Source organism: Vibrio sp. PID23_8, assembly GCF_003584965.1.
GTDB lineage: Bacteria > Pseudomonadota > Gammaproteobacteria > Enterobacterales > Vibrionaceae > Vibrio.
The window spans coordinates 517,180-536,417 of record NZ_LIXE01000001.1 but is presented as its reverse complement, the minus strand read 5'-3'; the positions used below and the strand labels follow the sequence as shown (position 1 = coordinate 536,417).

Sequence of the window (19,238 nt, the reverse complement as noted above, 5' to 3'; positions counted from 1 at the left end):
GAATAGATGTGACCATAGTAACCAGAAGAATGCTTCTTCTACCCTACAATGAGTCGTTGCAACTAGAGTTCGTGATGTTGAATTGCTGTGCTCAAAATCGCGCAGAAATGAACGGGCCGTATACGGTATCTTCGGCAAAGCAATTGTTTGAAAAGATACTGGATGATGAGAATGTCTATAGCATGGCTGTGTTAGAAAGTACCAACCGTGACTACATGGGACACGTGTTCATTTCTCATCTTGATGACGAACCTGAGCTAGGGTTTATCTTTGATAAAGCTTATTGGGGTAAAGGGTTAGCGACAGAAGCGCTAAAGGCGTTTTTGCCGAAGGCATGTCGTGAGCTAGGGCTGCACAAAGTAAAAGCAGGTGTGAATAGCCACCATGAAGCACCCATGGCTGTACTGGAAAAACTTGGATTTCTAAAGAAAAGAGAAAGCAAGGACCTATACGGCCCTTACTTTGAGATGGAATTTACAAGCGATGTGGCGGTAGGTGAAAGTTCAGCGGCCTAAATCCTATCATCGTCAGTTGTCCTTGGTAGCAATCATCACCAAGAGATGAAAACTCAAACTCATACACGGTATGCCAACGCCAGACTCCCTCTGGCGTTTTCAGTTTATGGGCACCAAAAGCGATGCTGACTAATTGCAGGTCCAGTTGCTCGCATTTACGTGCAATAGCGATTTTCGCCAATTCCGATTGGCGTCGTTGTTGCCAAAATAGAAAGCAAAAAAAGCACAGTGCCAAAATTGCGATTAGGTCATCAATCATCCTTAACCCTTTCTTATCCTTTGGTAGCTTGCTGTAATTTAATCAGCGCCATTGCGAGCTCTTCCGATGGGCTCGAGTGTAGTAGGGGCAGCAGCACCATTCTTAGCTCCGGTAGCATAACCAAATCGGCAAACAATTGATTAAATAGTGCTTGGTTACCGGTTTGTGCGAGGCGCAGTAAAAATAGTTCTGCGGTATTTGCGTCAGCCAATAGGTGCCAAGTACGTCCAGCAATACCAATCAGTATCTCTTGATGGCTCAAACGTGGACTTTGCAAAATTGCTTGTAGCACTGGTAGAGATACTTCAGCTTGAGCACCAGATAGTGCTCGAATCAATGCTGATAGCAAGAATAGGTCTGGCTCATTGCTTTCCACCTCTTGTTGCGCTTTTACAGCGATACGCTCGGCTAAGCGTTGTTGAAGATCGACATGCTCTAGTGCCCCAAGTAGGGCGTAGAGTGGTTCGTTTGGGAGATGGTTAAGGGCTTTACGAAAGATCACGGCATTTTGTTCTTTACCTAGGCGAGCTGCCATATCGGTAATGCCTTGCAGGCCGACGGTTTGCCAGTTTTCCCAACCTAATCCCCCAGTGAAGTAGTGCTGAGTATGTTCGTAGTATTGGCTGGTGGGTAAATCCAAGTTTGCACGCACTTGGCTATGGAATACGGCCATCTTCTCTTCAGCAGGTTTGAAAGTGTATGGGTTATTGGCAAGCTTTTGTTGCTGCTCTTCAGACATTTCTTCACTTAGACGAGTGCCCATTGCTTCCACAACGTATTTAATGAAGTTGCCGATATCTGCTTGCTTTAACAAGCCTCTTTCGTCTAATTCAAACTTAAGGAACCAAATCCAAGGTTGCTTTTGTTCATTCCAGTAAGCGATCGCTAAATGCGCTTTGCGCTGCATTGGAAATGGGTAAGGGCATTGACCTTTCTCTACATCAGCAAACATTTGTGGATCGATAGTTTTAATACGACGGCCAAGGTCGAAAATTTGATATTCACAATTGCTGTTGCGAAGTAGCTGAGTGAGGGTTTGAATATTTTCCATTAAACACGACATCCTAACGTTCTTTTCACAAGAAATGGTATCATTCTTGGCTAATTCAAGGTTCGAGATGGAATTAATGGTAACAAACACACAATTGGTCGACTTACTTCACCAACTTGAAGCGCAACTCCAACAGCATGAACTGTGGCAGCAAACCATGCCATCGCCGCAAGCTTTGCAAAGTGTGGAACCATTTGCGATTGATACACTACATCCACATGAATGGCTGCAGTGGGTTTTTATTGCTCGAATGCGCGCTTTAGTGGAAAGTAACCAACCATTGCCTAGAGGCTTTTCTATTGAGCCGTACTTTGCCGAAGCGTGGAAACATGAGCCGCAGTATGCAGAGCTATTGGTTACCATCCGAACTATCGACCTACTATGTAAGTAATCTCAATGTCAGAACAAGAAACATCACAAGTTGTTGCTCCAGTGGAACTGGAGATCGTTTATCAGGACGAATACTTTGTCGCAGTGAATAAACCTGCGGGTATGTTAGTGCATCGTAGTTGGTTAGATAGACACGAAACTCAGTTCGTCATGCAAACCCTACGAGACCAAATTGGTCAGCATGTATTCCCGTTACACCGTTTGGATCGTCCGACATCAGGCGTATTAGTGTTTGCTTTGTCGAGTGAAATCGCATCACAAGTAATGCCGATGTTTGCTGAGCATAAGATGGAGAAAACCTATCATGCGATCGTGCGTGGCTGGATTGAAGAAGAGGGTGTTTTGGATTATGCACTCAAAGTCGAGCTGGATAAGATTGCTGATAAGTTTGCGTCTCAAGAAAAGAATGCACAAGAGGCCGTTACCGCATACAAGCCTTTAGCTAAAGTAGAAGTGCCGTACTCGACCGGTAAGTTCCCTACGACGCGTTACTGTTTGATGGAAATGAAGCCGAAGACAGGGCGTAAGCACCAATTGCGTCGTCATATGGCGCACCTGCGTCATCCGATTGTGGGTGATACCACCCATGGTGACGGCAAGCATAACAAGTTGTATCGCACAGAATTTGACTCGCACCGTTTGTTACTGCATGCATCAGAGCTGAGTTTTGTACATCCGTTTACCGGCGATCATGTTGTGATGAAGGCAAGTATCGATGAGACTTGGCTGCAGTTGTTTACTCGATTTGAGTGGAATGAATCGCTCGTTTAATAAAGAATGACCTCTGTGAGTGCCAGAGCACTCGCTGAATTTAAAAGGGTTGGCATGCGCCAGTCCTTTTAAATTCTTATCAATTCATAGGGTTACTTAAGCTTCTCTAAATCCGCTTCGATCTCGGCGATCTTGCTGGAAACCACTTTTTCAAGATGGCGAAGGTCAGAAAGAATTTTTTCTTTTACATCCACATCAGCAATTTTTGCTGGCTTGGTTATTTTGTTTAACTCATCGATTACTAACGTAAGATTGCGATTGATTTCGGTGACTTCTTTGTATTTGTGGCTACCGCTATCGACCAGAACACTTTTTATTTGGCGTGGATACTTGAACTTAACGCTTTTTGCAAAGAACTCGCCTTTCTGTTTGTGGAAGTAGATTTTGAGGACGTCTTTGTGTGCTTCTTGGCGCAGGGAGTAACGTTCAATCTGTTTTGGGTCGTGAATGCCCAATCCAGTGAGGTGTGGATACATAGGCTACCTCTGTGTATTGAATGAAATATCAGTGTACTTGACTCACTGTAGCAGCCTATACGTGAGCTAGGTAGTTGATATTTAGTAAATTGCTCAACTTGTGGGCAAGATCGCTATCGTTCTTACCCACATGGATTATTAGCCTTGCTTAACTTGATGCGTTGTCAGACAACTTCTCAATGAGTTTTTCGCGCAACTCTTCTTGTTGCTCTTCACTTAGCCTGCCACCAGTTTCACTGGTGAGAATGAACAAGTCTTCCGCGCGTTCACCAATGGTGGTGATTTTTGCTGCGTGTAGGTTAATGCCTAAGTCAGCAAAGGTTCGACCAACTTTAGCCAGAAGCCCTGGTGTATCTAAAGCGACAAACTCCATCAACGTGCGTTTCTTGCTCTTAGTTGGTAAGAAATCGACTTTGGTTTTCACGTTAAAGTGTTGAAGCTTATTCGGTGTACGACGTGTTTTAATCTTCGTCGGGCGGCCGTCTTCGAGCACGTGAGTAATGTGTTTGGTCACCGCTGCGTGGCGACCTTCTTCAATGGCTTTACCATGTTGGTCAAGCACCATAAAGGTATCGAGCACGAAGCCATCTTTACTGGTCATGATTTGAGCGTCGTGTACGTTGAAGTTACGACGGTCAAGCTCCGCAACAACGGTAGCAAATAACGCGGGTTGATCTGGGCTATAAACGAACACTTCGGTACCGCCACGGGTGGCTTTTTTACTGATAAGCACCAACGGCTTAGTTGGGTCTTCCATGCGTAGTAAATTTTCACAGTGCCAAGCGATTTGTTTATGGGTGTGACGTAAGAAGTAATCGGCTTTAAAGCGTTGCCACAGCACTTCGATTTCACGGGCCGAAAAGCCTTCTTTACGTAACAATGCTGACGCCATTTGTTGGTTATGACGAATTCGTTCACGTACATCAACCGGATTCTCTAAACCACGGCGCAGCGCTCGTTGAGTGGAGTAGAAAAGCTCGGCAAGCAATGTACGTTTCCAGCTATTCCACAGCTCTGGATTGGTTGCACAAATATCGGCAACGGTCAGGCATACTAAGTACTCAAGACGTTCTTCATCGCGAACTTGCTTAGCAAACTCGGTAATAACATCAGGATCATAGATGTCACGGCGTTGGGCGGTGACGGACATCAGTAGGTGATGCCTGACCAGCCAACTGACTAATTTAGCCTCTGGGTTGGATAAGCCGTGTTCGATACAGAAGTCGTAGGCTTCACCCTCTCCAATGACGGAGTGATCACCGCCACGTCCCTTTCCGATGTCATGGAAAATTGCTGCGAGGATCAGCAATTCTTTTTTTTGAATCCGAGGGTAGACTTCACAACAAATAGGGTGCTTACTGTGGTTTTCTGCGTAGCTAAACGTGTTGATGTGTTTGAGCAAGCGGATACTGTGTTCATCTACTGTGTACACATGGAACAAGTCAAACTGCATTTGCCCAACAATGCGACTCCATTGTGGAAGGTACGCCGCTAACACGCCGAGTTTGTGCATTAAACTGAATGCTTTGTGTAGTGCATTTGGGTGGCGACACAGCGCCATGAATTTTTCTCGCGCCTGAGGAATAGTATGCAGGAATTTATTCAATCGACGACGCGCAGTACGCAGTTGGCGCAATGTTGGAGGGCTGACTCCTTCAATACTGGAATCATTGGCAATATGTAAGAACATATCTAAGATTGTTTCTGGGCGAGCTTGGAATAATGCGGGTTTTCGCGCCTCAATTAATGCCCCACGGCGTTGGAAATCGTCATCTATGATCTCTACATCTTCTGATGCACCACCGTTAATGATCGCTTGGTCAAACAATTTTAATAGCATTTTGTTCAACTCAGCGACGCGGCGAAGGGTACGGTAGAACTCCTTCATCATCATTTCTACGCCGCGATTACCTTCCCCGACATAGCCAAGGTGCTCGGCAACCTGAGCTTGATGAGCGAAGGTGAGTCGGTTGTCGTAACGGCGTAGTTCAATATGCAGAGCGAAACGCACACGCCATAAAAAATCTTGGCACTCGACAAGCTCACGGTACTCTGCATCCGTTAAGAACCCATAGCGGCTCATTTCGAGTAGGGAAGTTGCACCAAAATGTCGGCGTGCAACCCAGCTAAGGGTATGAATATCGCGCAATCCGCCTGGCGTGGATTTGATATCTGGTTCTAAGTTGTAGGTGGTATCGTGGTAGCGGGTATGGCGTTCGCGCTGCTCTTGGATTTTCGCGCGGTAGAAGGTTTCGCTCGGCCAGAAAGAGTCTGACAGCACCACCTTCTTCAGCGCTTGGAAAGTATTTTCACTACCGCATAGCAGACGAGCTTCTTGAAGGTTTGTTGCGACCGTTAAATCACTGCGGCCGATTTCCGCACACTCTTCGACACTACGTACCGCATGTCCAACTTCGAGCTTTAAATCCCAAAGTAAGGTAATAAACTCACTGATTTTTGCTTCGAGTGCGGTGGGTAGGCGATGGTTTGACAGAATGAGAATATCAATATCTGAAAGTGGGTGGAGTTCACCACGGCCGTAACCGCCTACGGCGATCAAAGAGATATTGTGGATATCATTGAAGCCAAAGTGTTGCCAGAGGCGGTTAAGGAATAAATCCATGTATTCAGCGCGTGACAAAACGAGATTGGTCACTGGGTGGTGACTAAAAAACTCTTGTTTTTGGTATGCGCTGAACTTCTCGAGTTCTTGTTTTAGTTCACTGATCTTGATTTGTTCGTCGGTAAACGTAAGAGGAGACTGAAGGGTCATATTTGCTATCCGTGCACCTATCTAATCAAAGCAATGTATCAAATTTGATGCTGATAAAAAATATCCCCGCAAGAGCAGGGATATGGAAAGTTATTTGGTGTTACGCATTTTTCATTAGACGAGGAATCGTATCGTCGTTACGAAGTGTTAACACTTCACAGCCATCATTGGTTACGACAATCGTGTGTTCCCATTGCGCTGAATTTTTGCCGTCACCCGTGTACACTGTCCAGTCATCTTGTGCGTCAACGGTACAACCGTACTTACCTGCATTGATCATTGGCTCAATGGTGAAACACATGCCTTCTCTTAGCACGCGGCGATCTTTGTTCTTGTAGTGTACTACTTGTGGTTCTTCATGGAACTCATCACCGATGCCATGACCGCAGAAATCTTTAACAATAGAGAACTTGTTGCGTGGGTTATTCTTATTGTTGTCTTTGATGTATTTCTCGATAGCAGTACCGATATCACCAACCGTTGCTCCAGGCTTAACTTGACGCATACCGATGTAAAGCGCTTCTTGAGCGACCATACATAGGCGTTTGTTTGCAGGTGTTACGTCACCGACGAGGAACATCTTAGACGTATCACCATGGTAGCCCTGTGGGCGTACACTTAAGTCTGCGTTTTCATCGTTCGGGATGATCACGGTTATATCTACGTTGATGATGTCGCCATCTTTTAATACGGCTGGTTTGATTTGGCCGTTTGCACCTTTCTCGTCTTCAGTCGATGGGATGCCGTGACAAACAATGTGGTTGATAGACGTACAAATTGATTTAGGGAAACCATGGTAATCAAGTGGTGCAGAGTAGGCGCCTCTTTCAAGTGCGTAATCGTGACAGATTTGGTTTAGTTCTTCCGTTGTAGTACCAGCCTTAATATGTGGCTCGATCATTTCTAGAACTTCTGCGGCTAGCTTGCCCGCAATGCGCATGCGTTCGATTTCTTCAGCAGTTTTAATCTTGATTGACATTAGTTTTCTCTACTTATTCGTAAGCACGTAAACGTGCGAATGGACACATTCTATCAGACAACTTGCTATGAACCCAAGCCAGTTAAGAATATGAGTCATTCTTACTTGAATAGCTTGAATAATTCCGCGAATTCCCAAATCGCCTATTAGAAGTATCACGGGTTAGAAACAATTTTTTCTAGCCATGATGGGCTAAAATATGGTATAAAGCGCGCCGGAATCGGGGACTGTTCTCTTCACTTTTCGTAAGACGAGTGGCGAAGCAAGCTTCTTCCAAAAACTTTATATCTTTAAATCACACACATTCCGTCACGTATTCCGGGGTGCTGAGCAGAAGCTTGGTCGGAATTATGGGGGATGTGGAGGCCTAACCCCATAGAGGATTTTAAAATGGCAACTGTATCAATGCGCGATATGCTGAAAGCTGGTGTTCACTTCGGTCACCAAACTCGTTACTGGAACCCAAAAATGAAGCCATTCATCTTTGGTGCTCGTAACCGCGTTCACATCATCAACCTAGAAAAAACTGTACCAATGTTCAACGAAGCTCTAGCTGAACTAGCTAAAGTTGGCGAGAAGAAAGGTAAAGTTCTATTCGTAGGTACTAAGCGTGCTGCATCTGAAGCTGTTAAAGAAGCTGCTATCGCAAGCAACCAATACTACGTAAACAACCGTTGGTTGGGCGGCATGCTAACGAACTACAAAACAGTTCGTCAATCTATCAAGCGTCTAAAAGAATTCGAAGCACAGTCTCAAGACGGTACTTTCGACAAACTAACTAAGAAAGAAGCTCTAATGCGTACTCGTGAAATGGAGAAGCTAGAGAAATCTCTTGGTGGTATCAAAGATATGGGCGGCCTACCAGACGCTCTATTCGTAATCGACGCTGATCACGAGCACATTGCAATTAAAGAAGCTAACAACCTAGGTATTCCAGTATACGCTGTGGTAGATACTAACTCTAACCCAGACGGCGTTGACTACATCATCCCAGGTAACGACGACGCGATCCGCGCAGTACAACTATACCTAAACGCTGCAGCTTCTGCAGTGACTGAAGGTCGCAACAAAGACGTTGCAGCAGTTGCTGAAAAAGACGGTTTCGTAGAAGCTGAATAATAACGGCTCTGTGTCACACTTAGTCTATGCACAACCTTTTTGTCGTATAGATTGAGTTATAGTTAGCATCAGGGGCCGATAATGTAGGCCCCTGTTTTTTACCTTATTTCGAATCAAACGAGGAATAGAGAATGGCAACTGTAACTGCTGCTCTAGTTAAAGAACTTCGCGAGCGCACTGGCGCTGGCATGATGGAATGTAAAAAAGCGCTTGTAGAAGCAAACGCTGACATCGAACTAGCAATTGAAAACATGCGTAAATCAGGCGCAGCGAAAGCAGCTAAGAAAGCTGGTAACGTTGCTGCTGAAGGCGCAATCATCATCAAAGAAGAAAACGGTGTTGCTGTTCTTCTTGAAGTTAACTGCCAAACTGACTTCGTTGCTAAAGACGGTAACTTCACTGCATTCGCAGAAGAAGTTGCAGCTGCAGCTCTAGCTTCTAAAGCTTCTGTTGAAGAACTACAAGCTCAATTCGAAGAAGCTCGCGTTACTCTAGTAGCTAAGATCGGTGAGAACATCACTATCCGTCGCGTACAGTACGTTGAAGGTGCATCTATCGCTTCTTACCGTCACGGCGAGAAAATCGGTGTAGTTGTTGCTGGTGAAGGCGACGCTGAAACGCTTAAGCACGTAGCAATGCACGTTGCTGCATCTCGTCCTGAGTACGTAAACCCAGAAGACGTACCTGCAGACGTAGTGGCGAAAGAGCGTGAAGTTCAAGTAGAAATCGCTATGAACGAAGGCAAGCCAAAAGAGATCGCAGAGAAAATGGTTGAAGGCCGCATGAAGAAATTCACTGGCGAAGTTTCTCTAACTGGTCAAGCTTTCATCATGGAACCTAAGAAATCTGTAGGCGAAATGCTGAAAGAAAAAGGTGCTTCAGTTTCAACATTCGTTCGCCTAGAAGTTGGTGAAGGTATCGAGAAAGCAGAAGGCCTAAGCTTCGCTGAAGAAGTAGCACTAGCGCAAAAAGGTTAATCCTTAGCGAACTGTGTAAATATTAGACCGTGGCCTAGGCTGCGGTCTTTTTATGAGCAGAGAACGATTTGCCGTGATTGATGTAGGTTTTACGTAAAGCCTTTATCCATGACTGTTAATCAACAACTCTCTTTTGGAAGGTAAACTCCATGACTACGAACCCTAAACCAGCGTATCAACGTATTCTATTAAAACTAAGTGGTGAAGCTCTTCAAGGCGAAGAAGGTTTTGGTATTGACCCTGCTGTTCTTGAACGTATGGCGCAAGAAGTAAAAGAGCTGGTTGAACTGGGTGTTCAAGTGGGTGTCGTTATCGGTGGTGGTAACTTGTTCCGCGGAGCTGGCCTAGCGGAAGCGGGCATGAACCGAGTAGTGGGCGATCACATGGGGATGCTTGCAACGGTAATGAATGGCCTAGCAATGCGTGACGCGCTTCACCGTGCATACGTAAACGCACGTGTAATGTCTGCAATTCCTCTTAACGGCGTATGTGACGACTATAATTGGGCAGATGCGATCCGTGAACTGCGCCAAGGTCGCGTGGTGATCTTCTCTGCAGGTACTGGCAACCCATTCTTTACAACGGATTCTGCTGCATGTCTACGCGGTATCGAAATTGAAGCTGATTTAGTTCTGAAAGCAACGAAAGTTGATGGTGTATTTACGGCTGACCCAGTAGCAAACCCAGACGCAGAGCTGTATGATAAGCTAACTTACGCAGAAGTTCTGGATAAAGAGCTGAAAGTGATGGATTTGGCAGCGTTTACATTGGCGCGTGACCACAAAATGCCAATTCGCGTATTTAACATGAACAAGCCAGGCGCACTACGCCGCGTGGTGATGGGCGAAACGGAAGGCACGCTAATCAGCGATAACGCTTAATTCCAAGACGCCATTCAATGCTTTTTGAATGGCGTTTCGCTTTACTCAATCCTTTTAAGCTTTCTTCAGGAAAGATGACATTTTTTAAGGTGAAATTGTGATTAACGAAATTAAAAAAGACGCTCAAGAGCGCATGGATAAAAGCGTAGAAGCGCTGAAAAACAACCTTTCTAAAGTTCGTACAGGTCGTGCGCACCCAAGCTTACTGTCTGGTATCTCAGTAGAATACTACGGAGCAGCAACACCTCTTAACCAGGTAGCAAACGTTGTTGCCGAAGATGCACGTACTCTAGCAATCACAGTTTTCGACAAAGAGTTAACTCAAAAAGTAGAAAAAGCGATCATGATGTCTGACCTTGGTCTAAACCCAATGTCTGCTGGCACGATCATCCGCGTTCCACTACCTCCGCTAACTGAAGAGCGTCGTAAAGACCTTGTTAAAATCGTTCGTGGTGAAGCAGAAGGTGCTCGTGTTGCGGTACGTAACATCCGTCGTGACGCAAACAGTGATCTTAAAGGTCTTCTCAAAGATAAAGAAATTTCTGAAGATGAAGATCGTAAAGCACAAGAAGAAATTCAAAAACTGACAGACGTTGCAGTGAAGAAAGTCGATGACGTTCTTGCTGCGAAAGAAAAAGAGTTGATGGAAGTTTAATTATCCCATCCACATCACTGTTGGAAAACGCTGTGCTCACAGCTCAGCGTTTTTTTATGTTAGTCTATCCAACTGATGGAACTCACTTAACACCCTATGCAAAATTCTCAAGCCTTCTCTGACTCCCTTCCTAAACATATCGCCATCATTATGGACGGTAATGGTCGCTGGGCTAAGTCCAAAGGAAAACCTCGCGTATTCGGCCATAAAAAAGGTGTGAATGCCGTTCGTAAGACCGTTGCTGCGGCTTCTAAACTTGGTATTCAAGCCGTGACTTTGTTTGCTTTCAGTAGCGAAAATTGGCGTCGTCCAGAAGAAGAAGTCGGCCTTTTAATGGAGCTGTTCATTTCTGTTCTATCGAGCGAAGTGAAAAAGCTACACAAAAATAACTTACGCCTACGTGTTATTGGTGATACCAGTCGTTTTAGTGAGCGCTTACAAGGTAAAATTGCAGAAGCAGAAACATTAACAGCGAACAATACAGGAATGGTGATCAACATTGCGGCTAACTATGGCGGCAAATGGGACATCACAGAGGCGGCAAAATCGTTGGCACTGAAAGCGCGTAACGGTGAGATCCGTATAGAGGATATCAATGAGCAGCTAATTACCCAGCATCTGACCATGGCTGATTTACCTGAGGTCGATCTTTTGATTCGTACCAGTGGTGAATGCCGGATCAGTAACTTTATGCTGTGGCAAATGGCTTATGCTGAAATGTACTTTACTGAAGAGTACTGGCCTGATTTTGATGAAGACAGTTTGGTTAACGCCGTGACTTGGTTTATTAACCGAGAGCGCCGTTTTGGCTGCACTGGCGAGCAAATTAAGGCATTAATGGCTGCTCAATAAGGACTAGTTAGTTTGAAACAGAGAATAATAACAGCACTAATTTTAGCTCCCCTGGTTATTTTAGGTATTTTTAAATTACCGCTGATGGGCTTTATCCTCGCATTGACGGCGATAACCCTGTTAGGTTTTTGGGAGTGGACGAAATTCACGGAAAGCACATCACGTATGGCTGCATTTATTCCAGCAGTTATGGCTACAGGACTTAGCTTTCTATTTATTTCGCCAGATGCGACCAGTCTTAACTTCCTTGCGACTCCGCACTACACCATTTTAGTACTTGGTTTCCTTTGGTGGATTGTCGCTAGCGCAATGGCGATTACTTACCCTAAAACGACGAAATTTTGGCAAAACAGCAAATTGCTTCGTCATGTGTTTGGTTTTCTGACGTTAATTCCTTTCCTTTGGAGTGTGATCATTCTTAGGGCATCGGATATTTCAGTCGATCCTTATCACGGTGCAAAACTTGTGCTCTTTGTGTGCTTCTTAGTATGGGCAGCAGATAGCGGCGCTTACTTTGCTGGAAAAAGTATGGGCAAACGAAAAATGGCACCGAATGTTAGCCCAAATAAGACCATAGAAGGCCTAATTGGTGGCATCATCGCGGCACTGATTGTTGGTTGGTTGTTTACTGGTTGGTTTGAGATTCAGTTTACTAGCCCAATTCATATGGTGCTCATCACACTCGTTACCGTGGTGATTTCTGTACTTGGTGACTTAGTAGAAAGCATGTTCAAGCGTGTCTCTGGTATCAAAGACAGCAGTAACATCATTCCAGGGCATGGTGGCATTCTTGATCGTATCGATAGTCTTACCGCCGCATTTCCAGTATTTGCCCTTCTTTACTACGTATTCTAATTTATCGGGAGCGCCATTGTTGTCGCTCCTGAGATTTTCAAACGGTCTTACATCATGCAAAAGTTAACGATTCTTGGTGCAACAGGCTCAATTGGTGCAAGCACATTAAAAGTGGTTGAACAAAACCCTGAGCTGTTTTCTGTGGTCGCCTTGGCGGCAAGCACGAACGTTGAAAAGATGGTCGCACTTTGCCATAAATGGCAACCTAAATATGCCGTTATGGCAGATAAGGTCGCGGCCTTAGCTGTGCAATCTGAGCTAGTTTCAATCTCACCTAACACTGAAGTGTTGGGTGGCGTTGATGCACTTTGCCATATTGCTTCTTTAGAAGAAGTAGACAGCGTGATGGCGGCGATTGTAGGGGCCGCGGGCTTGTTGCCAACCATGGCCGCAGTTAAGGCAGGTAAACGAGTTCTGCTAGCAAACAAAGAAGCATTGGTGATGTCAGGGCAACTGTTTATCGATGCCGTTGCAGAACATGGCGCAGAATTGCTTCCTGTCGACAGTGAGCACAACGCTATCTTCCAGTGTCTTCCACAGCAAGTTCAGACCAACTTAGGTCGTTGCAACCTTGAAGAGCATGGTGTTTCTTCTATTCTGCTTACTGGTTCGGGCGGTCCGTTCCGTTATACCGACATCGCAGAATTAGACACAGTGACACCAGCACAAGCGATCGCCCATCCAAATTGGTCAATGGGGCCGAAAATTTCGGTTGATTCCGCGACCATGATGAATAAAGGCCTTGAGTACATTGAAGCTAAATGGCTATTCAATGCGGCTCGCGAGCAACTAAAGGTGATCATTCACCCACAATCTGTTATCCATTCGATGGTGCAATACCGTGATGGTTCAGTATTGGCACAGATGGGTGAGCCTGACATGGCAACACCGATTGCTCTTACGATGTCTTACCCTTCACGTGTCGATGCTGGTGTTAAGCCACTCGACTTTACCCAAGTAGGTGAGCTAACGTTTTTGCAACCGGATTTCGCTCGCTATCCATGTTTGAAGCTGGCAATTGATGCGTGTTATGAAGGACAGCATTTAACGACAGCACTCAACGCTGCAAATGAAATCGCGGTAGATGCCTTTTTGAATAACCGAGTAGGATTCACTGATATTGCTCGTATTAATGACTTCGTTGTGAATAAAATCGCAGCAAGCCATCGCGCGGAAACGGTGAATAGCTTGGAAAGCCTGCTAGAGCTAGATAGAATAGCACGAACTATCGCCTTAGAATTTTTACGCGAGCGTAGCTAATGACTGGTATCTTGTGGAATCTGGTTTCTTTTATCGTAGCATTGGGCATCTTGGTGGCCGTGCACGAATTTGGCCACTTTTGGGTTGCTCGCCGTTGTGGCGTCAAAGTTGAAAAGTTTTCGATCGGCTTTGGTCAGTCTATCTGGAGCAAGGTAGGTAAGGACGGCACCGAATACAGCATTTCGATGATCCCTCTAGGTGGCTACGTCAAGATGGTGGATAGCCGAGTCGACGAGGTGCCTGAAAATGAAAAGCACGTGGCATTTGATCAAAAGCCGCTATGGAAACGCACTTCCATTGTTGCCGCTGGCCCTATCTTTAACTTTCTATTTGCTATCTTTGCCTACTGGCTGGTTTTCCTTATTGGTGTACCAGCAGTCAAACCGGTAATTGGTGAAGTGACGCCCAATTCAATCATTGCTCAAGCAGGAATTGAATCAGGGATGGAACTAAAGTCTATCTCAGGTATCAAAACTCCGGATTGGGAGTCAGTCAACATGGGATTAATCTCTCATATTGGCGACGATTCAATGACAGTGACGCTTACTTCAGCGAATGAAGTCGGCTCTGAAGTGACAAAAACGCTTGATATCCGTAATTGGCATTTTGATCCAGAAACCCAATCTGCGATGCATTCATTAGGCTTTACGCCATTTACTCCAGAAATTTATACGGAGTTAGCGCAAGTTGGTGAAGGCTCTGCTGGTGAAAAAGCGGGTTTACGTGCGGGTGATAAAATTGTCGCCATGGGCGGTAAAAATATATCTAATTGGAATGAAGTGGTTGAAGCCATTCGTTCTAACCCAGAAACGCCAATAGAAATGACGGTGTTGCGTCAAGGTGATGAGCAATCATTAACATTGACTCCGAGTAGCCGTGAGCTAGCTAACAAACAAGTGGTCGGCTTTGCAGGTATTGCACCTGAAGTCGCAGAATGGCCAGAAAGTTATCGCTTCGAATTACAGTTTGGTGTATTCGATTCTGTAGGCAAGGCGATTGATAAAACGGGGCAAGTAATTGGGTTGACCATCAGTATGCTTAAGAAGCTGATTGTCGGAGATGTTGGTCTAAACAATCTGAGTGGACCAATTTCAATTGCAAAAGGTGCAGGGGCGACAGCGGACTACGGCCTGGTCTACTTTTTAGGTTTTCTGGCGTTAATTAGTGTTAACCTAGGTATTATTAACCTCGTTCCTTTACCAATGTTGGATGGTGGGCATCTGCTGTTTTTCGCAATCGAAGCGATCATCCGACGTCCAGTACCGGAAAAAGTACAGGAAATGGGCTATCGAATTGGAGGGGCGATTATCTTCTCGCTCATGGCGTTAGCGCTATTTAATGATTTTACTCGTCTGTGATGGTTCAGAGACAAAGCAGTAGCAAGGAATAATTAGAACAAGTATGGCGATTAAGCGAATTCTATTTGCAAGTTTACTGGCGACCAGTGTATCTGCAAATGGAGCAGAGAACTTTGTAGTTCAAGATATTGAAATCGATGGATTGCAGCGTGTTGCACTAGGTGCGGCGCTGCTGAAAATGCCCGTACGCGTTGGTGATACGGTTGATCAAGGTGATGTTGCAGAGATCATTCGTGCATTATACGCATCAGGTAACTTCGAAGACGTAAAAGTACTGCGTGACGGCGGTGTTCTGGTTGTTCAAGTTAAAGAACGTCCAACTATTGCTGGCATCTCGTTCTCGGGTAACAAAGCAATCAAGGATGAACAGCTACAAGAAAACCTGAATGCTTCTGGTGTTCGCGAAGGTGAAGCGCTTGACCGCACTACACTAAGTAATATTGAAAAAGGCTTGGAAGATTTTTACTACAGTGTTGGTAAATACAACGCGACAGTAAAAGCCGTTGTTACTCCATTGCCTCGTAACCGTTCTGATCTAAAGTTTGTCTTCACCGAAGGGGTATCGGCAAAGATTCAGCAGATCAACTTTATCGGTAATGAAGTCTTTTCTGACGAAGACCTTCTTTCTCGCTTCAACCTAAACGTCGATGTTCCATGGTGGAACTTCCTAGCGGACGAAAAATACCAAAAGCAAGTTCTTGCGGGTGATATTGAAGCACTGAAGTCTTACTACCTTGACCGTGGTTATCTTAAATTTAACGTTGATTCGACACAAGTGGCGATTTCTCCTGACAAAAAAGGCGTATACATTACGCTTGGCTTGGAAGAGGGGGATGTGTATACCGTTAAGGATGTGAAATTCCGCGGTAACTTGATTGGTGAAGAAGCAACATTCGAAAAACTCATTCCATTTGAAGACAATGAGACCTATAACGGCTCTCGCGTGACGTCGATGGAAGAAGGCATCAAGCGTGTGCTTGGTGAATCGGGTTACGCTTATCCACAAGTAAATACCATACCTGAGTTTGACGACGAGAATAAACAAGTTTCTCTTGTTGTTAGCGTAGACCCTGGCAGCCGTATCTATGTCCGTGATATCCGCTTTACGGGTAACAACTCGACTAAAGATGAAGTCTTGCGCCGTGAAATGCGTCAGATGGAAGGCAGTTGGTTGAACTCGAAATCCATCGAAACGGGTAAAACGCGCTTAAACCGTCTTGGCTATTTTGAGAATGTTGAAGTCCAAACTGTACGTGTACCTGGTAGTGACGATCAAGTTGACCTTGTCTACACTGTGAAGGAGGCCAACTCCGGTAGCGTTAACTTTGGTGTTGGCTACGGAACAGAATCAGGTATTAGCTTCCAAGTTGGTTTACAACAGGATAACTTCCTAGGTAGTGGTAATCGCGTAGGTATTAACGCGATGATGAATGACTACCAGAAAAACGTAAGTTTGGATTACCGTGACCCTTACTGGAACCTTGATGGTGTTAGCTTAGGCGGTAGAATATTTTACGATGAGTTTGAAGCCTCTGAAGCGGGTATCGTTGACTATACCAATGAAAGCTATGGTGCGAGCCTGACATGGGGCTTCCCATTCGACGAACTCAACCGTTTTGAGTTCGGCGTTGGATTTACCCACAACCGAATTGGTAACTTGTCACCTTACCTACAGGTAGAACAGTTCCTACAAGCGCAAGCAGACAATATTGATTCTAGCGGAGCGTTGAATACTAATGACTTTGATTTCAACATGTCTTGGACGCGCAATAATCTAAACCGCGGTTACTTCCCAACAGCAGGTAACCACCAACGCGCGTTCTACAAGATGACCGTACCTGGCTCAGACGTACAGTACTTCAAAATGCAGTACGATGTTCGTCAATATATTCCACTAACGAAGAAGCATGAATTCACGCTCCTATTCCGTGGTCGCCTAGGTTATGGTAATGGTTACGGTCAAACGGATGGTAACGATAACTTGTTCCCATTCTACGAAAACTACTACGCGGGTGGTTTTACAACACTACGTGGATTTGGCTCGAACTCTGTGGGTCCAAAAGCGGTTTACCGTGATTACTCAGGCTCAAACAATGGTGCAGATACCGCAACGAATGATTCGGTTGGTGGTAACGCAGTTGCACTGGCAAGTCTTGAGCTGATTGTACCGACTCCATTTGCGTCGGATGAAGTCCGTAACCAAATTCGTACCAGTATCTTCTTCGACATGGCAAGTATTTGGGATACCGAGTTTGACTACCGTAGCTCAGGCGCTGAATATGGCGATAAGTACTACTACGATTACTCAGATCCAACGAACTACCGTTCATCGTATGGTGCTGCGTTGCAATGGATGTCTCCAATGGGGCCACTAGTATTCTCACTAGCGAAACCAATTAAGAAATTTGATGGCGATGATGAAGAGTTCTTCACATTCACTATCGGTAGAACCTTCTAAAGAGGAAAATATTTTGAATAAAATGATCAAAGCGGCTGGGATTGGCCTTGTTGTACTGAGTTCTTCAATGTTCGCCAATGCGGCAGAAGCGGCTCAAAAAATCGCGTACGTTAACACAGCTCAGGTATTCCAAGCGCTTCCTCAGCGTGAAGTCGTTCTACAGAAAATGCAGAAAGACTTCAAAAGCAAAGCAGATGAGCTGAAATCGATTCAAGCTCAAGCGAAAACGAAAATCGAGAAGCTACAGCGTGATGGCGAGCTACTAGGTCAAGACGAAGTGGAGAAACTACGTATTGACATCGGCAAGCTAGACAGTGAATACAAAGTGAAAGCACAAGCACTAGAGAAAGCAAGTGCTCGCCGCGAAGCGGAAGAAAAAGCGAAGCTATTCAAAACGATTCAAGATGCAGTGAAAAAAGTGGCAGATAAAAAAGGTTACGACCTAGTTATCGACATCTCTTCACTTCAATACGGTAAGCCAGAGTACAACATCTCTGAAGACGTAATTAAAGCTCTAAAATAAGAAGTTATGAAGACATTGACATTAGCCGAGTTGGCAACAATTACCGGGGGTGAGCTATTTGGTGACGAGTCACTCGTTGTTAGCCGCGTAGCTCCAATGGATAAAGCACAAGAGGGTGATGTGACCTTCTTGTCTAACCCAAAATACGCAAAGCACCTTTCTGAGTGTCAAGCGACTGTAGTTATGGTTAAGCCCGAGCATAAAGACCAATGCACTGGTCATGCGCTCGTGGTGGCAGATCCTTACGTTGCGTTTGCTCGTGTGGTTCAAGCGCTAGATACGACCCCAAAACCAGCTGAAAATATTGCACCAAGTGCGGTTATCGCAGCTGACGTTAAGATGGGGGCAAACGTAGCAGTCGGTGCAAATGCAGTGATTGAGACGGGTGTAGAGCTTGGTGACAACGTGATCGTTGGCGCAGGTTGCTTTATTGGTAAAAATGCAAAGTTAGGTAATAACACCAAGCTTTGGGCTAATGTTACGATCTATCATGAAGTATCACTGGGCGATGACTGTCTGATTCAATCGGGTACAGTCATTGGCTCTGACGGTTTCGGCTACGCAAATGAAAAAGGCGAGTGGATTAAGATCCCTCAACTTGGCTCCGTGCGCATTGGGAACCGTGTTGAGATTGGTGCATGTACCACCATCGACCGTGGTGCGTTAGACGATACCATCATCGAAGACAACGTGATTCTTGATAACCAGCTTCAAATCGCTCATAACGTGCAGATCGGATATGGTACGGTGATGCCAGGTGGTACTATTGTTGCTGGCAGTACGACAATTGGTAAATACTGCCAGATTGGCGGCGCGTCGGTTCTTAATGGGCACATCACTATCGCAGATGGTGTTGCTATCACCGGTATGAGCATGGTCATGCGCAGTATCGAAGAGAAAGGTTTATATTCATCGGGAATTCCCCTGCAGACGAATCGAGAGTGGCGTAAAACCGTAACTCGAGTTCATCGCATCGATGAGATGAACAAACGCCTGAAAGCGGTTGAAAAACGGCTGGAACCGAAAGAAGAATCTTAGTTCCATATTCTGAACAAAGACTCGCGAAATGCGAGTCTTTTTCTTATA

General features: G+C 45.2%; 19 protein-coding genes. 14 read left to right on the top strand and 5 right to left on the bottom strand.

What is annotated here, in order from left to right; all coding sequences use genetic code 11:
* Positions 1-29 precede the first annotated feature (29 nt).
* Complete coding sequence (locus tag AK966_RS02480) at positions 30-515, top strand: GNAT family N-acetyltransferase (RefSeq protein WP_182852568.1); 486 nt, start codon at positions 30-32, stop codon at positions 513-515.
* Here the strand turns inward: AK966_RS02480 and AK966_RS02475 are convergent.
* Together AK966_RS02475 and AK966_RS02470 are read right to left on the bottom strand one after the other, a co-directional pair.
* Complete coding sequence (locus tag AK966_RS02475) at positions 475-774, bottom strand: DUF3301 domain-containing protein (protein WP_119463469.1); 300 nt, start codon at positions 772-774, stop codon at positions 475-477. The two genes, AK966_RS02480 and AK966_RS02475, sit on opposite strands and share 41 nt — an antisense overlap.
* A gap of 13 nt (positions 775-787) precedes the next feature.
* Positions 788-1,825: a DUF3549 family protein gene (locus AK966_RS02470; protein ID WP_119463468.1), complete on the bottom strand. Its 1,038-nt coding sequence runs from the start codon at positions 1,823-1,825 to the stop codon at positions 788-790.
* A 76-nt stretch (positions 1,826-1,901) separates the two neighbouring features.
* Between AK966_RS02470 and AK966_RS02465 the strand changes: the two genes are divergently transcribed.
* Together AK966_RS02465 and truC are read left to right on the top strand one after the other, a co-directional pair.
* Positions 1,902-2,216, top strand: coding sequence for a YqcC family protein (locus AK966_RS02465; protein WP_099079701.1), 315 nt, complete (start codon positions 1,902-1,904; stop codon positions 2,214-2,216).
* 5 nt (positions 2,217-2,221) lie between these two features.
* Entirely contained in the window at positions 2,222-2,986 is a 765-nt protein-coding gene (gene truC / locus AK966_RS02460) for a tRNA pseudouridine(65) synthase TruC (RefSeq protein ID WP_119463467.1), read from the top strand.
* Positions 2,987-3,078: 92 nt separating this feature from the next.
* On the opposite strand, the gene AK966_RS02455 is transcribed toward truC, so the two are convergent.
* The 3 genes from AK966_RS02455 to map all read right to left on the bottom strand — a co-directional run bounded on the left by AK966_RS02455 (position 3,079) and on the right by map (position 7,214).
* Positions 3,079-3,462 carry a DUF3461 family protein gene (locus AK966_RS02455; protein ID WP_099079703.1) on the bottom strand — a complete coding sequence of 128 codons (384 nt, stop codon included), beginning with the start codon at positions 3,460-3,462 and terminating at the stop codon, positions 3,079-3,081.
* A 148-nt stretch (positions 3,463-3,610) separates the two neighbouring features.
* On the bottom strand, positions 3,611-6,235 hold the full coding sequence (gene glnD, locus AK966_RS02450; RefSeq protein ID WP_119463466.1) for a bifunctional uridylyltransferase/uridylyl-removing protein GlnD: 2,625 nt from the start codon (positions 6,233-6,235) through the stop codon (positions 3,611-3,613).
* Between the two features lie 100 nt (positions 6,236-6,335).
* On the bottom strand, positions 6,336-7,214 hold the full coding sequence (gene map, locus AK966_RS02445; protein ID WP_099079705.1) for a type I methionyl aminopeptidase: 879 nt from the start codon (positions 7,212-7,214) through the stop codon (positions 6,336-6,338).
* Positions 7,215-7,604: 390 nt separating this feature from the next.
* Between map and rpsB the strand changes: the two genes are divergently transcribed.
* From rpsB to lpxD, 11 genes are all read left to right on the top strand, one after another.
* On the top strand, positions 7,605-8,333 hold the full coding sequence (rpsB, locus tag AK966_RS02440) for a 30S ribosomal protein S2 (RefSeq protein ID WP_099079706.1): 729 nt from the start codon (positions 7,605-7,607) through the stop codon (positions 8,331-8,333).
* 131 nt (positions 8,334-8,464) lie between these two features.
* Positions 8,465-9,310 carry a translation elongation factor Ts gene (tsf, locus tag AK966_RS02435; protein ID WP_099079707.1) on the top strand — a complete coding sequence of 282 codons (846 nt, stop codon included), beginning with the start codon at positions 8,465-8,467 and terminating at the stop codon, positions 9,308-9,310.
* Positions 9,311-9,459: 149 nt separating this feature from the next.
* A complete protein-coding gene (pyrH, locus tag AK966_RS02430; RefSeq protein ID WP_099079708.1) occupies positions 9,460-10,191 on the top strand; it encodes a UMP kinase in 732 nt (243 codons plus the stop codon).
* A 97-nt stretch (positions 10,192-10,288) separates the two neighbouring features.
* The gene (gene frr, locus AK966_RS02425) at positions 10,289-10,846 is read left to right on the top strand and encodes a ribosome recycling factor (protein ID WP_099079709.1); all 558 of its coding nucleotides are present in this window, start codon (positions 10,289-10,291) and stop codon (positions 10,844-10,846) included.
* Positions 10,847-10,942: 96 nt separating this feature from the next.
* Positions 10,943-11,698 carry an isoprenyl transferase gene (locus tag AK966_RS02420; RefSeq protein WP_099079710.1) on the top strand — a complete coding sequence of 252 codons (756 nt, stop codon included), beginning with the start codon at positions 10,943-10,945 and terminating at the stop codon, positions 11,696-11,698.
* Between the two features lie 12 nt (positions 11,699-11,710).
* Positions 11,711-12,553 carry a phosphatidate cytidylyltransferase gene (locus AK966_RS02415; RefSeq protein WP_099079711.1) on the top strand — a complete coding sequence of 281 codons (843 nt, stop codon included), beginning with the start codon at positions 11,711-11,713 and terminating at the stop codon, positions 12,551-12,553.
* 54 nt (positions 12,554-12,607) lie between these two features.
* A complete protein-coding gene (ispC, locus tag AK966_RS02410) occupies positions 12,608-13,813 on the top strand; it encodes a 1-deoxy-D-xylulose-5-phosphate reductoisomerase (RefSeq protein ID WP_119463465.1) in 1,206 nt (401 codons plus the stop codon).
* On the top strand, positions 13,813-15,171 hold the full coding sequence (gene rseP / locus AK966_RS02405; protein WP_099079713.1) for a sigma E protease regulator RseP: 1,359 nt from the start codon (positions 13,813-13,815) through the stop codon (positions 15,169-15,171). Before ispC ends, rseP begins: the two co-directional genes overlap by 1 nt.
* Before the next feature lie 43 nt (positions 15,172-15,214).
* Entirely contained in the window at positions 15,215-17,629 is a 2,415-nt protein-coding gene (bamA, locus tag AK966_RS02400) for an outer membrane protein assembly factor BamA (protein WP_099079714.1), read from the top strand.
* A 13-nt stretch (positions 17,630-17,642) separates the two neighbouring features.
* Positions 17,643-18,152 (top strand): OmpH family outer membrane protein, encoded by a 510-nt coding sequence (locus AK966_RS02395; RefSeq protein WP_172438131.1) that lies wholly within the window; start codon positions 17,643-17,645, stop codon positions 18,150-18,152.
* Positions 18,153-18,158: 6 nt separating this feature from the next.
* Positions 18,159-19,190: a UDP-3-O-(3-hydroxymyristoyl)glucosamine N-acyltransferase gene (gene lpxD, locus AK966_RS02390; RefSeq protein WP_119463464.1), complete on the top strand. Its 1,032-nt coding sequence runs from the start codon at positions 18,159-18,161 to the stop codon at positions 19,188-19,190.
* Positions 19,191-19,238 lie beyond the last annotated feature (48 nt).

Excerpts from the sequence above, each read along its gene's own strand:
- lpxD (WP_119463464.1), top strand. The coding sequence starts at position 18,159 with ATGAAGACATTGACATTAGCCGAGTTGGCAACAATTACCGGGGGTGAG.
- tsf (WP_099079707.1), top strand. The coding sequence starts at position 8,465 with ATGGCAACTGTAACTGCTGCTCTAGTTAAAGAACTTCGCGAGCGCACT.
- AK966_RS02420 (WP_099079710.1), top strand. The coding sequence starts at position 10,943 with ATGCAAAATTCTCAAGCCTTCTCTGACTCCCTTCCTAAACATATCGCC.
- AK966_RS02455 (WP_099079703.1), bottom strand. The coding sequence starts at position 3,462 with ATGTATCCACACCTCACTGGATTGGGCATTCACGACCCAAAACAGATT.
- glnD (WP_119463466.1), bottom strand. The coding sequence starts at position 6,235 with ATGACCCTTCAGTCTCCTCTTACGTTTACCGACGAACAAATCAAGATC.
- map (WP_099079705.1), bottom strand. The coding sequence starts at position 7,214 with ATGTCAATCAAGATTAAAACTGCTGAAGAAATCGAACGCATGCGCATT.
- bamA (WP_099079714.1), top strand. The coding sequence starts at position 15,215 with ATGGCGATTAAGCGAATTCTATTTGCAAGTTTACTGGCGACCAGTGTA.
- AK966_RS02465 (WP_099079701.1), top strand. The coding sequence starts at position 1,902 with ATGGTAACAAACACACAATTGGTCGACTTACTTCACCAACTTGAAGCG.
- truC (WP_119463467.1), top strand. The coding sequence starts at position 2,222 with ATGTCAGAACAAGAAACATCACAAGTTGTTGCTCCAGTGGAACTGGAG.
- ispC (WP_119463465.1), top strand. The coding sequence starts at position 12,608 with ATGCAAAAGTTAACGATTCTTGGTGCAACAGGCTCAATTGGTGCAAGC.
- AK966_RS02470 (WP_119463468.1), bottom strand. The coding sequence starts at position 1,825 with ATGGAAAATATTCAAACCCTCACTCAGCTACTTCGCAACAGCAATTGT.
- rpsB (WP_099079706.1), top strand. The coding sequence starts at position 7,605 with ATGGCAACTGTATCAATGCGCGATATGCTGAAAGCTGGTGTTCACTTC.
- rseP (WP_099079713.1), top strand. The coding sequence starts at position 13,813 with ATGACTGGTATCTTGTGGAATCTGGTTTCTTTTATCGTAGCATTGGGC.
- AK966_RS02475 (WP_119463469.1), bottom strand. The coding sequence starts at position 774 with ATGATTGATGACCTAATCGCAATTTTGGCACTGTGCTTTTTTTGCTTT.
- pyrH (WP_099079708.1), top strand. The coding sequence starts at position 9,460 with ATGACTACGAACCCTAAACCAGCGTATCAACGTATTCTATTAAAACTA.
- AK966_RS02480 (WP_182852568.1), top strand. The coding sequence starts at position 30 with ATGCTTCTTCTACCCTACAATGAGTCGTTGCAACTAGAGTTCGTGATG.